This window comes from Psychrobacter sp. NPDC078929 (assembly GCF_050267985.1).
GTDB lineage: Bacteria > Pseudomonadota > Gammaproteobacteria > Pseudomonadales > Moraxellaceae > Psychrobacter.
The window spans coordinates 73,533-87,596 of record NZ_JBNNFX010000012.1; the positions used below are offsets into that span (position 1 = coordinate 73,533).

Annotated in this window: 15 protein-coding genes, 2 pseudogenes and 1 other annotated feature; of the genes and pseudogenes, 6 read left to right on the forward strand and 11 right to left on the reverse strand. The window is 43.3% G+C overall.

The window, feature by feature from the left end:
- Window positions 1–5 precede the first annotated feature (5 nt).
- On the reverse strand, window positions 6–881 hold the full coding sequence (locus tag ACQKCG_RS08425; RefSeq protein WP_101205836.1) for an MBL fold metallo-hydrolase: 876 nt from the start codon (window positions 879–881) through the stop codon (window positions 6–8).
- A 147-nt stretch (window positions 882–1,028) separates the two neighbouring features.
- On the opposite strand from ACQKCG_RS08425, the gene ACQKCG_RS08430 reads away from it, so the two are divergent.
- Window positions 1,029–1,922: a LysR family transcriptional regulator gene (locus ACQKCG_RS08430; RefSeq protein WP_427551381.1), complete on the forward strand. Its 894-nt coding sequence runs from the start codon at window positions 1,029–1,031 to the stop codon at window positions 1,920–1,922.
- A 447-nt stretch (window positions 1,923–2,369) separates the two neighbouring features.
- Here ACQKCG_RS08430 and nfsB read toward each other — a convergent pair whose 3' ends face one another.
- Complete coding sequence (gene nfsB / locus ACQKCG_RS08435; RefSeq protein WP_427551380.1) at window positions 2,370–3,026, reverse strand: oxygen-insensitive NAD(P)H nitroreductase; 657 nt, start codon at window positions 3,024–3,026, stop codon at window positions 2,370–2,372.
- A 300-nt stretch (window positions 3,027–3,326) separates the two neighbouring features.
- A complete protein-coding gene (locus ACQKCG_RS08440) occupies window positions 3,327–4,301 on the reverse strand; it encodes a hypothetical protein (RefSeq protein ID WP_261870733.1) in 975 nt (324 codons plus the stop codon).
- Window positions 4,302–4,476: 175 nt separating this feature from the next.
- Between ACQKCG_RS08440 and ACQKCG_RS08445 the strand changes: the two genes are divergently transcribed.
- Entirely contained in the window at window positions 4,477–5,391 is a 915-nt protein-coding gene (locus ACQKCG_RS08445; protein WP_427551379.1) for a LysR family transcriptional regulator, read from the forward strand.
- Window positions 5,392–5,523: 132 nt separating this feature from the next.
- Here ACQKCG_RS08445 and ACQKCG_RS08450 read toward each other — a convergent pair whose 3' ends face one another.
- The 6 genes from ACQKCG_RS08450 to pqqA form a co-directional block, all read right to left on the reverse strand.
- Window positions 5,524–6,579: a dipeptidase gene (locus ACQKCG_RS08450; protein WP_427551376.1), complete on the reverse strand. Its 1,056-nt coding sequence runs from the start codon at window positions 6,577–6,579 to the stop codon at window positions 5,524–5,526.
- A complete protein-coding gene (gene pqqE / locus ACQKCG_RS08455; protein ID WP_427585367.1) occupies window positions 6,576–7,748 on the reverse strand; it encodes a pyrroloquinoline quinone biosynthesis protein PqqE in 1,173 nt (390 codons plus the stop codon). Before pqqE ends, ACQKCG_RS08450 begins: the two co-directional genes overlap by 4 nt.
- The gene (gene pqqD / locus ACQKCG_RS08460; protein ID WP_427585368.1) at window positions 7,745–8,041 is read right to left on the reverse strand and encodes a pyrroloquinoline quinone biosynthesis peptide chaperone PqqD; all 297 of its coding nucleotides are present in this window, start codon (window positions 8,039–8,041) and stop codon (window positions 7,745–7,747) included. Before pqqD ends, pqqE begins: the two co-directional genes overlap by 4 nt.
- On the reverse strand, window positions 8,038–8,796 hold the full coding sequence (pqqC, locus tag ACQKCG_RS08465; RefSeq protein ID WP_102078380.1) for a pyrroloquinoline-quinone synthase PqqC: 759 nt from the start codon (window positions 8,794–8,796) through the stop codon (window positions 8,038–8,040). Before pqqC ends, pqqD begins: the two co-directional genes overlap by 4 nt.
- Window positions 8,797–8,838: 42 nt before the next feature.
- The gene (pqqB, locus tag ACQKCG_RS08470; protein WP_427585369.1) at window positions 8,839–9,750 is read right to left on the reverse strand and encodes a pyrroloquinoline quinone biosynthesis protein PqqB; all 912 of its coding nucleotides are present in this window, start codon (window positions 9,748–9,750) and stop codon (window positions 8,839–8,841) included.
- A 71-nt stretch (window positions 9,751–9,821) separates the two neighbouring features.
- Window positions 9,822–9,896: a pyrroloquinoline quinone precursor peptide PqqA gene (gene pqqA, locus ACQKCG_RS08475; RefSeq protein ID WP_082894360.1), complete on the reverse strand. Its 75-nt coding sequence runs from the start codon at window positions 9,894–9,896 to the stop codon at window positions 9,822–9,824.
- A 363-nt stretch (window positions 9,897–10,259) separates the two neighbouring features.
- Between pqqA and ACQKCG_RS08480 the strand changes: the two genes are divergently transcribed.
- Together ACQKCG_RS08480 and ACQKCG_RS08485 are read left to right on the forward strand one after the other, a co-directional pair.
- A complete protein-coding gene (locus tag ACQKCG_RS08480; protein ID WP_201569055.1) occupies window positions 10,260–10,511 on the forward strand; it encodes a hypothetical protein in 252 nt (83 codons plus the stop codon).
- 152 nt (window positions 10,512–10,663) lie between these two features.
- Window positions 10,664–11,715 (forward strand): annotated as a pseudogene (locus ACQKCG_RS08485) (IS3 family transposase); the annotation flags it as partial.
- Window positions 10,939–11,055 (forward strand) — a sequence feature (AL1L pseudoknot). Its footprint overlaps the pseudogene before it by 117 nt.
- A 17-nt stretch (window positions 11,716–11,732) precedes the next feature.
- On the opposite strand, the gene ACQKCG_RS08490 reads toward ACQKCG_RS08485, so the two are convergent.
- The gene (locus tag ACQKCG_RS08490) at window positions 11,733–12,128 is read right to left on the reverse strand and encodes a transposase family protein (protein WP_427551372.1); all 396 of its coding nucleotides are present in this window, start codon (window positions 12,126–12,128) and stop codon (window positions 11,733–11,735) included.
- Entirely contained in the window at window positions 12,125–12,565 is a 441-nt protein-coding gene (locus tag ACQKCG_RS08495) for a helix-turn-helix domain-containing protein (protein ID WP_427551371.1), read from the reverse strand. The genes ACQKCG_RS08490 and ACQKCG_RS08495 overlap by 4 nt, the downstream gene beginning before the upstream one ends.
- Window positions 12,566–12,625: 60 nt before the next feature.
- Here ACQKCG_RS08495 and ACQKCG_RS08500 point away from each other — a divergent pair.
- Together ACQKCG_RS08500 and ACQKCG_RS08505 are read left to right on the forward strand one after the other, a co-directional pair.
- Window positions 12,626–12,799 (forward strand): annotated as a pseudogene (locus ACQKCG_RS08500) (integrase core domain-containing protein); the annotation flags it as partial.
- A gap of 573 nt (window positions 12,800–13,372) precedes the next feature.
- The coding region (locus ACQKCG_RS08505) for an ESPR-type extended signal peptide-containing protein (protein ID WP_427585370.1) at window positions 13,373–14,064 on the forward strand (692 nt) is incomplete at its 3' end.

Genomic DNA, 14,064 nt, shown 5'->3' on the forward strand with positions numbered 1-14,064 from the left:
TGTATTTACCACTCTATCTCACCTGTATTGACTTGACTGCTCAACTCTAAATCACTTCCTCCGGGCAACGCTGGATAAGCCGATTTCATGGTAGAAATTACTTTTTCTGACTGCTTGGAGTCTTGCTTTTTTGCCTCATCTAGTGCTTGCTCAAAGGTTTTTAGATAGCTGAGGGTGAAATCAACAGCATAGTCTTTTTTGAGTAGGTTGCCTGAATAGTGACCTGGTATCACAAGGTTTGGCTTTAATTGCTTCATTTGTTCTAACGATTGCATCCACTCGCTACGAGCTTCTTTAGTTTGGGTATCCGCAGTCCACACATGCATACCTGATGTTACCGACACACCGCCGAAAACAGTTTTTGACTTTGGTACCCACATGTATGCTTGATGGGTTCCCATCTCCTTGATTTCAATTTTGTGACCTTCTAGGGTCAGTGTAGACTGATCAAGGGTTTGCGGTACTGTGATCTTGGTAGGCGCATGCTTGCCAAGGATTGGACCCCAATGCTTTAATTTTGCATCTTTAGTCGCCTCAATGTGTTTAATAATAGAAGGGCTAGACATAACCTTCACATTAGGGAAGGCTTTGACTAAAGGCTGAAGACCGAAATAGTAATCTGGATCGCCTGCCGTGATATAAATCATTTTTAGGTCTTTATTACTTTTTTTGATCATATCAACCAAAGCTTCACCATCTTTGACACCAAACTGTGCATCGAACAAGATAGCATCTTTCTCGCCACTTGCCAGCACAGAGGTCACTGGGAAAATAGCATTTTGATCTGGTTTATATGCTTGCAGTTGTAGATCGGCTGCGTTTACTTGGGTTGCGAGCAGTAGCACACTGGCCGCCATAGAAGCTGTCATTAATTTTTTCATAATCCACCTGTATTTTCGTTTGAGTAAATAGACCGCGTTAATGGCGGTATTCGTTGTTAGTGGCTATTCTATTCGATTGTATTTCGTTTAAATACGCTATAATTCGGCATTTACTGTTTCAGTTTTCGCGCAAATAAGGATGTGGAGATGGATAGGCTGACCGCGTTGCAGGTGTTTGTCACGATCGTTGAACAAGGTAGCTTGAGCCGTGCCGCGGACAATTTAGACATGTCTAGAGCTAAGGTAACGCGCTATCTGACAGAGCTTGAGAGCTGGATGGATATGCGCTTATTACATCGCACGACCCGAAGTCTGAGCCTCACTGCACCTGGTGAGCAGACTCTTGAGGTGGCGTACCAGTTGCTTGGATTGACCGACTCGTTGGATCAGATACGCAATCAGAATACTTTGGAGCTAAAAGGTCAGCTGCGAATCACTGCCAGCTTTTCGCTAATTGATAGCCTTTTGATGGATGTGGTTGGTCGCTTTGTTTCTCACTGGCCGCAAACAGCAATTGATATTCTTACCACTGATGACTCGGTCAATTTAGTTGATGCCCGTATTGACTTGGCGATTCGTATCACCAATGACTTGGAGCCAAATGTCGTTGCCAGACGTATCGGTGAGTGCCACTCTATCGTATGCGCTGCACCTGAGTATTTACAAAGGCGTGGCAGGCCTACAGACGTACAGTCGCTTGTACATCACAACTGTCTATCGTTTGCGTATTTTGGACGGTCGGCATGGGTGTTTGACGGGCCAAATGGTCCAGAGTCTGTTCCTATCTCTGGCAACATCAGCGCCAATATCTCTGAAGTCTTGCTCTCTGCCACGTTGTGTGGACATGGGATTAGTTTACAGCCATCTGGCGCAGTCAAATCTTTGATTGCATCTGGACAACTTATTGAGTTATTGCCTGAATGGAAACCCAAAACCTTGGGTGTTTATGTGGTTTATGCCAATCGAAAGCAGGTGACACCACTACAAAGAAAGTTTATTGATTTTCTCGCCGAAGAAATAAAGCGTTCGCCTTATTGGTAGCAAGTAATGGATGGCTCGGAATGTTTGTTTATACTATTTTAAAAACAACATAGTAGATTAATAAGAAATATTATTAAAAAACGTCAGAAAATCTATAGCAGAAACTCAAACGGCCAATAGCAACGTTAAAATTATACTTATTGACCATTTGATAATGTTTAGACTTCGCTTAGGGTCTGTTGAACATTCAAATATTAGGGCTGCTGATTGCTAAAATTGCACCAAATTAGGCGCAAGCCGACGATAATGTCGAGACCTTAACTAGGATTGCAACAACGTTTGGGGTGATTTTAGCATCAGCCTTTCAGGGCAGTACTATTTTCTGCCAATATATGGCGAAATTGTTTAACCTAGAATGACTAGGCGTCAAAAAATTCACTGCATATTGTCTAAAAAATAGTGACTGCCAGCACCACATTTGAATGTTCAACAGACCCTAATGATTGCTTAAGCCTTACTAAAAATAGTCTCTTCACTCAAGCGCGATTTAGGTATTTTGGCATTAAAGTCTTCATCACTGCGGTAGCCAAACGATACCACTGCCACAGCAGAATATCCTTTGCTACGTAAGTCGAACTCCGTATCAAGCGCCTGTAAATCAACACCTTCCATAGGGACGGTGTCAATACCCAAAAGCGCACTGCCCAATAGTACCCCGCCCATGTTGAGATATACCTGTTTGGCAAGCCAATGTGGCTCATCTTTGGTATCGAAGCGATGCATATCTAAGAACAATTGGCGACCTTGATGCATCTGTGCTTTGAATTCTGGCTGCGCATAGCGACCATCTTGATCTTCTTTTTCTAACACAGCTTGCAGATACTCATCATCCGCATGAATACGAGTACATAAAACCACCACGTGTGAGGCATCTAGGACTTTAGGTGTATTAAAATGAAAGGCACCTTGCGTGCTTTTGGCAATGCGCGCTTTGCCTGCGTCATCATCTGCAATGACAAAGTTCCATGGTTGAATATTGGTACTTGATGGACTCATTTGTAGCATGTCTTTGATCTGCTTAAAATCTTCAGCAGATATCTTTTTATTGGCATCAAATACTTTGGTGCTGTAACGCCAGTTTAGTGCTTCATTAATGGTTTTCATGATTGTCCTTAAGTAAAGTAAGTTTCAGTTTTTTAGTCAGCTGGTAATACAAACGGATTTAACAAACGGTGCCACTCAATCCTTATTGTTCATCAAGTTAACTGATTAGTCCGTCCTAGTGATGACTCATAATAGTAAAGTTCATACATTAGAACCACTAGCTACAAGAGAAAACACTTTCAATATTATTTTGAGAATACGGCGTTTTTAATCTTTTTAAAGGTTATTTGTTAGCTATATTAGGACGTATAATGAAGGTGATTTATCAATTGATAAATTTATTAAACGCATAAACTGATCTTAAAACGGTGCGAAATTATCAGGCTGACTGTGCGTAGCAGTCCAACGTTGATTGGCATCAATATGACTATTAAGCCCAACTCCTCGTGGTACTTGCATATTATCGCCATACAGCCAAAGCACCATATTGGTACGTTTGCCACTGGTGATTGAATGTGCGGCGTGAGGCACTGAGCCTCTATGAATAATCGCCATGCCAGGTTTAAAGATGGCACGTCTGGTTTGCCCTAAATGGCGATCGACAAAGTCAACTTCTGATCCAGTAAAGTCTTCGCCTGGCAGATTTAGGTTAATATTCATAGTCACCGCTGAAGCATCAGTATGAAGTTGTAGCGATGTGTCGCCTGCCGGCTGGTATTGAATCGAGAACCCAAAGGTCTGAGTGTCATAGCCATAAATATTGGCAAATAATAACCGAGCGATAGGGCGCATATATTGATTCATGACTTTATGATAAAACGCCTGAAAATTAGGGGTGGCCAGATAGCCTAGCGAGCGCGCATCTAGCATGGCGCCATTACTATTCAATGCGATACCATAAGGAGGACGTATTGGGATATTAGCGTCTGCGATTGCTTGCAAATAACGGCGCAGCGTTGATAGTTGTGCTGGGTCAAAGAGTTGCCCCTGATATACGTCAGGTAGTATCTCTTGCCATAAGTTTTTAACCGCTGTCTCCGTAGAAGGAGTGCGCCACGCTTGCGTCACTGCATCACATAGAGTTGGATCAAATAATGAATCATCGAGTACAGGCAAGTCATGCTCAGTGGTTTCCCATTCTGCCCATGCTTGCTCTAGTAACTGGCTGTTTTGATGCCAGAAATGCTCTACCGATGGTGCACGTCTAAGCATGTCTGATTTTGAAGGTAGTGGTAAGTTGCGTGCTTGCTGTAGTGCGCTCTGTTGATTATCTCCATCATGGTCGCTATGGTGTTGAGTGTCCTGTGTGCTCGTAGGCCGTATTATAGTATCCATTGTGTATCTCCAAATGTGTGAGTGAACCTTATAGGTGCATGCTACTATAATTAATGATTTTGATAATCAGCAGGTTTAGAGAAACAGTTTCAATAATTTTTATATAATGATGAGGCTAGCAGCAGCAAGCGATGGTGGTTGCTAAGTTAGACGTTAATTGAGCGAAGGCATGACGATGAAAAATTTGCAGGATTTACGTATTTTTATTGAGACCGCTCGCTTAGGTAGCCTATCTGCCTGTGCTCGGCACTTAGATCTGTCGCCTGCAGTTGTGAGTGCAGCGGTCAAGCGATTAGAAGCGGAAATTGAGACGGTATTATTTGTTCGCTCTACTCGTAGGCTGCGTCTAACTAGCAAGGGGGAGCAATATTTAAAGCATTGCCGAGATGCGGTGGCTATTTTAGACAACGCTTATGCAGGACTACATGACAATGATGCTGAACTGACGGGTACCATTCGACTGTCGGCATCATCAGATTTGGGACGAAACCTAATTTTGCCTTGGCTGGACGATTTTATAGACATTCACCCAAAAGTGACGGTGCAGCTACATATGTCAGACAGCTATGTGGACTTGTACGGTCAGCAGATTGATTTGGCACTACGTTACGGCGCACCCAAAGATTCATCACTGGTCGCATTACCCATAGTGTTGAATAATCGCCCTATACTGTGTGCGTCAAAGGAGTATTTGAACAAGATTGATAAGGATATTGGTATCCCAACAATGCCAGAAGATTTATCGCAGCATAACTGTTTACGTTTGGGTCATGATGAAAAGTATTTGAGCGAGTGGACTTTTGAAAAAGCGGGAAAGACTAAACGTGTGGCAGTGGATGGCAATCGCAGAAGTAAAGACGGTGACGTTGTACGCCGCTGGGCAGTAGCGGGTAAAGGCATCGCATTAAAGTCTCAGTTAGATATCGCCGGCGATTTAAAGGCAGGGAGACTTATTGAAGTGGAGTTGGACGGCTGGCAAGTGGCCAATTATCCACTATATTTGATTTGTCCAGAACGGCGCTTAATCGATCCATTGTTCAATGCGGTCAAAGAATACTTGATTGAACGGGTAGAGCAGGTATTAAGGTAAAACGAGAACTAATGATTACCCTGTTTGATCAGTTTTAAGATAGTTAACATTTAAATTCTTTGCATGAGGTATGTTTAATCAGATGAGCAAAACAGCAGTCCCTAGACAGTAATTGCTTAATGATTATTATGACTATTGCCATACCTTATCAAGTACCGTAAACCAGTTTTTTGATGTCACCTTTTCAATCAGTTGATTTGAGAAGTGACGTTGTTGCATTCGCTCAATCAACATAGAGATTTGACTGATATCAGATAGCTCATCAGGTAGTAGACACCCATCAAAATCAGAGCCAAACCCAACATGATCTTCGCCTAGATGGTCGATCAGATAATCAAGATGGTCGACAATCACGTCAAGTGAGGTTTGCGTATTACGTTGCCCATCTGCACGAAGAAACGCCACATCGAAATTCACCCCAACCAAACCATCGCTTTGTTTAATAGCAGCCAGCTGCTGATCAGTTAAGTTCCGTGCTTGCTGACATAGAGCATGTGCATTGGAGTGTGTTGCAACAATAGGCTGGCAAGCAATCTCTAGCGTATCCCAAAAAGCACGCTCATTCATATGCGACACATCGATCAGCATATGCTTTTCACTGCATTTAAGAATGAGGTCTTTACCTTGAGTCGTAAGCCCAGCTCCCGTATCTGGAGAATGCGGAAAGGAGGCATTCAAGCCATCACCGAAAAGGCTCTTTCTATTCCATAGTGGGCCAATGCTTCTGAGTCCGGCATCATAAAACACATCTAGCAGTTCAGGCTGTATGGCTAAAAACTCAGCACCTTCAAGATGCAAAACGATAGCCAGTTGTTGATTCTGCTGACAGGCCTGAATTTGTTCTAACGAGGTGCAAATCTGAATCTGACCGTCAGATCTTGCCTCTAGTTGCTGGGCTAGTTTCAATTGCGCACAGCAGATATCGACGATTTCTTGCGGAGTGAAGTCTGAATGTGAGGGATTGGCTAATTTGTCAGGATGGTTGTTTTTCACATAAGCATAGGGCGGCAGGAAAATAGAAAATAATCCGCCCATCCAATTCGCGTCTTTGCAGCGTTGTAAATCCAAATGTCCCGGTAACGTACCATAAATGAAATCATGTACCGGATCGGCAGCTGAACTTAGCCAAAGGCGAGTCAATAGATCGTTATGTCCATCAAATATCACAGGCTTAGTATTAGCATTCATATTTCACCTGTTACCATACGAGTAGGAATCAATTTGTCTTTATTCAGCTGTTTATTGCTCAGTGTTTTAGAATTTTTTGGATTACGAAAGCGCAACTCTTCAAAAGGTACAGGCGTCTCGCTGTTGATACGCGCCTCCTCAATCAAGTAGTGATAAGGCGATTTGCCACAGACAGGATCGGCATTTTTGGCGTCCCCAGTCAGTATAAAGGCTTGGCAACGACAGCCGCCATAATCGCGTTCTTTGTCTGGGCAGCTTTGGCACATGTCAGGCATCCAGTCATCACCGCGAAACTGATTGAAGCTCGTAGATTCATACCAAATATCTGACAGTGGTGTATGTCGTACATTAGGAAACTGTATTGGCATTTGTCTGGCAGCATGGCAAGGCAGGGCTGTACCGTCTGGGGCCACTGTTAAGAAAATCTTGCCCCAGCCATCCATACAGGGCTTTGGACGTTCTTCATAATAATCAGGCACCACAAAAATAAGTTTGCATTTGATACCACGTTCTTCAATCTGCTTACGGTATTCATTGGTAATGCGTTCGGCTCGGACCACTTGCGCTTTGGTTGGTAGTAAACCCTCTATGTTTTCAAATGCCCAGCCGTAAAACTGGCAAATAGCCAGCTCAACTGTGTCGGCTTCCAGCTCTAAGCACAGCTCAATAATCTGGTCAATCTGATCGATGTTTTGCCGATGAATGACAAAGTTAAGTACCATCGGGTAATCGTACTGTTTGACCAGACGTGACATCTCATATTTTTGCTCAAAGGCATGCTTTGAACCTGCCAAGGCATTGTTCACCGTTGGATCGCTGGCTTGGAAGCTGATCTGGATATGCTGAAGACCTGCTTCTTTTAAACGCGCAATCCGAGCTTCGGTCAATCCCATACCCGACGTGATCAAGTTAGTATAAAAACCTTGATTGTGTGCATAAGCGACCAGCTCTTCTAGGTCTTGACGAACCAGTGGCTCGCCGCCAGAAAAACCAAGCTGCACCGCGCCCATTTGCCGCGCCTGATCAAATACATCAAACCATTCCTCTGTCGTTAGCTCTTCTTTATACTGAGCATAATCGATAGGATTTGAGCAATAAGGGCATTGTAAGGGGCAGCGGTAGGTCAGCTCAGCAAGCAGCCATAGCGGTAGCCCGACTGGCGCAGTCATACTAAATCAATCCAATGTTCACGCTGGGCGACCAGCATATATTCAATGATGTCTTGTTCGATTTCGGGAATATCACCAAACATAGCCTGTACCTTTTGGATAATATCAGCAATGGACGCTTTGCCATCAATATGTTGCCCAATGATGCTGGCACTGTCATTGAGCTTAATCATGCCTTCAGGGTAGAGTAAGACATAGGCGTTTTGCGCTGGCTCAAACTGAAAGCGATAGCCATGACGCCATGCCGGTACGATGGATTGATCCAGCTCAGGTAAACTAGCAGGTATACTCATTTGAACAATCCTTTATGCCAGACATTGTCAGTGGTAACACTTTGGTAAGGGGCTTGGTTATGCACATAGGCCAAGCTCAAGGCATCCAAGATTGTCCATAAGATATCGAGCTTAAACTGTAGGATCTCAAGCATACGCTCTTGTTGCTCGGCTGTTTTGAATGAGTCGAGTGTGATGGTCAGACCATGCTCAACATCGCGGCGAGCTTGGCTGAGGCGCGAGCGGAAATAGGTATAGCCTTGCTCCTTTATCCAAGGGTAATGCTTGGGCCACGACTCTAAACGCGACTGATGAATCTGCGGGGCAAACAGCTCAGTCAGTGAGCTACTGGCGGCTTCTCGCCATGAGGTACGCCGCGCAAAGTTCACATAAGCATCGACAGCAAAACGCACACCCGGTAGTACCAGCTCTTCAGAAATCACCTGCTCACGAGTCAGACCGACTGCCTCTGCCAGACCTAGCCATGCTTCACGACCGCCGCCATCAGGATAGACGCCATCTTGATCAATCATGCGTTGAATCCATTCTTGACGTACGCGCTGATCAGGACAGTTTGCCATAATGGCTGCGTCTTTCAATGGGATGTTGATCTGATAATAAAAACGGTTGGCGACCCACGCTTGGATTTGCTGCTGGGTCGCTTTGCCTTCATGCATCATGATATGAAAGGGATGATAAATATGATAATACTGACCCTTAGCCATAATCGCTTGTTCAAACGCTTCTGGGCTTAGCGCTGTGTTTTCTTCTTGCATTGTTCTCACCTTACGATTGCTATCTTTGCCTTACCGTTTGTCTTAAAGCTCAATCTGCATACCATCAAATGCTACTTCAACACCATGTTGTTTTAATGTCGCGGCTTGTTCAGACTGTTCATTCAATATCGGGTTGGTGTTATTGATATGGATCAGCACCTTACGAGCGTTATCGAGCTGGTCTAAATAATGCAGCGAGCCGTCTTCACCACTAATATGCAAATGCCCCATGTCTTGGCCGGTCTTCGTACCGACGCCGCACTCTTGCATCTCATTGTCCGTCCATAGCGTACCGTCAATCATTACGCAATCAGAGCTTTTCATGATCTGCATCATTTGATCATCAATTTTACCGAGACCTGGTGCATAAAAGAGTTGTTTTTGTGTTTTTAAGTTTTTTACAATCAGGGCAATATTGTCGCCATCATGCGGGTCATTGCGGTGCGGAGAGTAGGGCGGTGCAGAGCTTCTAATCACCAAAGGCGTCAATTCTAAATTGTCAAACCCTTCAATCTTAAACGTCTTTTCTGGATCAATTTGATTATATTGCAAGCCGCCATTCCAGTGCTTCAACATGTTAAAAAGAGGAAATCCTGTCGTTAGATCTTGATAGACCATGTCAGTACACCAAACAGGAATTGGACAACCTTCACGCAGGGTCAATAGCCCCGTCGTATGGTCAAGTTGACTGTCCATCAAGACAACATTGGTGATGCCGGTATCTCTCAATTGACGTGCTGGCTGTGCTGCCTTGAACTCAAATAATTGTTGGCGGATATCAGGGGATGCGTTGAATAAGATCCAATCCACACCATTTTCTGATATGGCTATCGAAGATTGGGTACGGGTTTTTGCCTGAATCGTGCCTTGACGGACACCGTGGCAATTATCGCAGTTACAGTTCCACTGCGGGAAACCGCCACCAGCAGCTGAACCTAAAACGTGAATATACATAAATCAATATTTCCAAAAAAATAAAAGCCCTAATCATCTAGGGCTTTTAATGGATTGAGTGCTAATGAGTTTTAGCGTGCTTCGAAATACATAGTCACTTCGAAACCGATACGAATGTCTTGAAAAGCTGGTTTGGTCCACTGCATGGGATTACTCCGGAACGATCTTACTATTTAAGAAGTAAGATTAATAAAGTGAATGAGTGATAAAGGGTAGTATAAGCTGCCCCCGCTGTCAATTTCTTAGATGTTAGTAAAGCGTTAACGAGCATCGATTAAGCAGTCTTTGATAGCATAAATGAAAGCCGATTTATCATACCGAAAAGACAGTATATCGAGCATAAGATTAAAAATGTCTTTGAATAATTTGAGTATAAATTCTAACTATAAAAAATCTGCTCGAGGGAAGTCGGGTGTATTACGAGAACTTATGAGTTATACAGATATATTGTAAAAACCGAATTTATCTATAAAGTAATAGATTAACTTAATAGATACTGGAGCCTGAAGATGATTGCTGAATTACAAGGCAGTGAGTTAACCAAAGCAATCTTGGAAAATGTCAGCAACTATGTATGGTGTGCTGTCAGCAACGTTAGCGATGATTATGCTGTAGCAACCATAGATAATGGTTACTACGAATTATTGGTTCCTATTGTAGCTTTCAATAACGACCAGTTCGTTTGTGATAAAGGTGATCTATGGGAGTACGCTGTCTCAGTAAAGAGAGTGGCACTTACTCATGATGATGTGGGGCTATAACTTACTATTAATATAATGACTGTTATACTCTGCATGCAGATTAGTTTTGCAGCCTATGCATGAAAATCTACCATCTGTCTACAACTTCTTGTTCTAGTTGACTGAACCGCCCCGATATTGTCGGAGACTCAACATTCTGAGAGAATACGACAATGAAAAGACAAACTTATACTCCTGAGATCAAAGAACGCGCCGTTCGGATGCTGATTGAAGTGGCAGGTGACTATCCCTCTATGTGGTCAGCTATTCAAGCCATCGCCCCTAAGATTGGCTGTACGCCTGAAACCCTACGATCGTGGCATAAAAAGCACATTGATCAAACCATTCCTGCCTCAGTGCAAGCTCAAAGTGACAAAGAGCGCATCAAAGAGCTTGAACGCGAATGTCGCGAGCTTAAGCAAGCCAATGAGATTATACGTAAGGCTGCTGCTTTTTTCGCCCAGGCGGAGCTCGGCCGCCCACCGAAATAATGACTCAGTTTATTGATGATTACAAACACCTCTATGGGGTCGAGCCAATTTGTCGAGTATTACCGATTGCCCAATCAACGTATTATCGCGCTAAAGACTTAAGCAACAACCCACACAAGCGCTCATTGCGTTGCCACCATGATGACTTCTACATCAGCGAGATCAGGCGCATCTGGCAGGATAGCAAGTGCCGCTATGGCGCTCGTAAAGTCTGGCAGCAGATGAAAGCAGACGGCATTCATGTCGCTCGTTGTACTATTGAGCGACTAATGAAGCAGCACGGTATGCAAGGGGTTTGGCGCGGTAAGAGTAAGATTACTACCAATAGTCGTGATGATCAGCTGCGGGCGAATGATTTAGTCAATCGTAACTTTAGCGCCCACCGCCCTAACCAGCTATGGGTTGCGGACTTCACTTATATCAAGACAACTAGCGGCTGGGTATACACGGCTTTTATTATTGATGTGTTTGCTCGCGCTATTGTGGGCTGGAAGGTGTCTAATCGCATGAACACCGATATGGTGATGGCAGCGCTCAATCAGGCCATTGCATACAGGAATAATCCTAAAGATGTGATTCATCATAGTGATCGCGGGGTTCAGTATTTATCCATTCGCTATACAGATAAGATGACGGACTCTGGTGTTATTGCCTCTGTTGGCACAACAGGGGATTCTTATGACAATGCCTTGGCCGAGACAGTCAATGGCCTTTACAAGTCTGAGGTGATTCAGTAGACCTCTTGCAAAAGTCATAGGTTTAGCTCGAAATTAATGATACCAGCAAACAGCTTCATTCTAAGATCATAGCGCTGACGACGGTTACGATATTTATGAGCCACGATTTTGAACAACTTAATTAAGCCTATTTTGTGCTCAACCACAATACGGAACTTTGCCAGATAGTGATTGGCCTGTTTGCATATCTCCAGTAACTGACCACCACGTGGCTTTTTAAAAGGGGTGAAGGTTTGCTTATGTAGCTCTGCTATACCCTGATAACCACTATCTGCTAGTAATTTAGCATTGTCAGGAAGCCAATCAGGACAAGTATCTTTATAGAGCTTAAAATCGTGGATTGACCCTTTGCAGGTTTGTACATCAAGTATCAAACCGGTTTGCCAATGAACGATAACCTGCGCTTTCAAGGTGTGTTGTTTTTTCTTACCGCTATAGTAGTCGCTTTGGTTTTTTTTGGACGCTCAATTGGGGTTTCGGTCGCATCAACAATGACGACGCTCCAATTGATGTCATCATCGACGCGACTAGGGAGCTTTTTGGGCAATTCAAACTTGCCAGAGTCAATCAGGATGTCTTCTACTTTACGAATGATACGGCTAGCAGAAGATTCATGAATACCAAAGTCCATACTGATATGATAAAGCGTGCGGTATTCACGCCAATAAGTCAGCGCTAATAGTATCTGCTCCTTAAGACTGAGCACGCTGGGTCTGCCTGATTTGGTTTTAGATGCTTCATGCTCTTGCATGGCCTCAAGCATGTCATAAAAGGTGGCTTTATGAATGCCTGTATAGCGTTTAAAACCAGCGTCACTTTGTTTGAGTAGCTTATCTATGTTTGGCATGGTTCCTAAAAAATTATGAGTGCCTTCTTATTTTAATTCCCTTTGCTACTTTTGCAAGAGGTCTATTATTTAAAGCAGAGCTGGAACGGTGTAAATGATGTTGAACTGGCAACGCTTGAATGGGTGGACTGGTTCAATAAAACACGACTGCATAGCACGATTGGTTATGTGTCGCCTTTTGAGTTTGAAAAGCGGTATTATGACAATTTAACCCTGTCAGGCATTGCTGCCTGACTCAAGTAAAACACTCTCCGATATAGTCGGGGCGGTTCATATTCAAACTAACTTACCTTTTAACAGGTCAGATCTGAGTATATAAAAAGCCATTTATCCTTAAGTGGCTTTTTTAATGGGTAACTTATGCCAGCAAAACTTACTAGTATAAAAACGACCATAATTATTAATCGCATTGTGGAACGTTTATTGCATTAAATTACTTGATCAGTATGTTGCATTTCGAGTCAATGCTATTGCGCTTTGTTCGTTTATGAGTGACATTTGTTTAAAAACTATCAAGTAACAACTTAATCTATATAGTACAATCTTTATTTTATATTACATCGTAAGTGTTAATTTTTAGTAACAATTGTACGTAGAAATCACATGGGCTTCATATTCTCTAGTGCCACCGAAAAAAGCTCACATCAAATTTTGTTCTGTATTTTCACTGCTCTTAGAGTAGTTAATACGTTTGGTATACCAGTAGTGTTATATAAAACTTAATGTAGACACTGTCTCGTTTAAGACTAATGGCTACAGGTTTTATTAATATTTGCTCACTTTTAATATATATAGGATGTATAAGTTATGAATCGTAGCTATAAAGTCATCTGGAACGAATCATTAAACTGCTTTATGGCTGTCGCAGAATATGCCAAAGCCCGTGGAAAATCTTCTCATAGCTCAGTCAGTTCAAACTCTGTAGCATCAGAAGCGACCAACTCAGGCGCGAAATTGTTACGCTTGACGGCAATATGTGCAGGGCTTGCAGCATCTGGGTTTAGTATGCAGGCGATGGCAGCTGATGGTAATTTCGACAATGTTACTGCTACTGGCGATGTGACGGCGACTGGCGATGTTACAGGAACGAACATTACAGCAAATGGTACGGTAACGGCTAATGGTGGTCTGACCGTTGGCAATAATCAAACCGTCGATATGGGCGGCAATAAGGTAACCAATGTCGCTAATGGCACCGTCACTACAGATGCGGTGAACTTTGGTCAATTGGATGCGGTTAAGACAACTGCTAGTCAAGGCTTTAATATTAAAGCCAACAATGGCGTTGCAGAACAGATAGGTCCAGGAGAGACGGTTAATTTTCAAGATGGTGATAGTAATATTCAGATAACCCGCACGGGCAACACGATTTCTATCGCCACCTCGCAAGACCCAAATTTCGCTACAGTAACCACTACGGACAATGCTACTGTCGGCGGTATGCTAAACGCGAATGGTGGCTTGACCGTTGCTGGTGGTCAGATGGTAAATATGGGCGG

What these genes read in the sequence shown, in the direction of transcription:
- ACQKCG_RS08450 (WP_427551376.1), bottom strand. Translation starts at nt 6,579, where the DNA reads ATGAATGCTAATACTAAGCCTGTGATATTTGATGGACATAACGATCTA.
- ACQKCG_RS08440 (WP_261870733.1), bottom strand. Translation starts at nt 4,301, where the DNA reads ATGGATACTATAATACGGCCTACGAGCACACAGGACACTCAACACCAT.
- pqqC (WP_102078380.1), bottom strand. Translation starts at nt 8,796, where the DNA reads ATGCAAGAAGAAAACACAGCGCTAAGCCCAGAAGCGTTTGAACAAGCG.
- nfsB (WP_427551380.1), bottom strand. Translation starts at nt 3,026, where the DNA reads ATGAAAACCATTAATGAAGCACTAAACTGGCGTTACAGCACCAAAGTA.
- pqqB (WP_427585369.1), bottom strand. Translation starts at nt 9,750, where the DNA reads ATGTATATTCACGTTTTAGGTTCAGCTGCTGGTGGCGGTTTCCCGCAG.
- ACQKCG_RS08495 (WP_427551371.1), bottom strand. Translation starts at nt 12,565, where the DNA reads ATGCCAAACATAGATAAGCTACTCAAACAAAGTGACGCTGGTTTTAAA.
- ACQKCG_RS08480 (WP_201569055.1), top strand. Translation starts at nt 10,260, where the DNA reads ATGATTGCTGAATTACAAGGCAGTGAGTTAACCAAAGCAATCTTGGAA.
- ACQKCG_RS08430 (WP_427551381.1), top strand. Translation starts at nt 1,029, where the DNA reads ATGGATAGGCTGACCGCGTTGCAGGTGTTTGTCACGATCGTTGAACAA.
- ACQKCG_RS08445 (WP_427551379.1), top strand. Translation starts at nt 4,477, where the DNA reads ATGAAAAATTTGCAGGATTTACGTATTTTTATTGAGACCGCTCGCTTA.
- ACQKCG_RS08425 (WP_101205836.1), bottom strand. Translation starts at nt 881, where the DNA reads ATGAAAAAATTAATGACAGCTTCTATGGCGGCCAGTGTGCTACTGCTC.
- pqqE (WP_427585367.1), bottom strand. Translation starts at nt 7,748, where the DNA reads ATGACTGCGCCAGTCGGGCTACCGCTATGGCTGCTTGCTGAGCTGACC.
- pqqD (WP_427585368.1), bottom strand. Translation starts at nt 8,041, where the DNA reads ATGAGTATACCTGCTAGTTTACCTGAGCTGGATCAATCCATCGTACCG.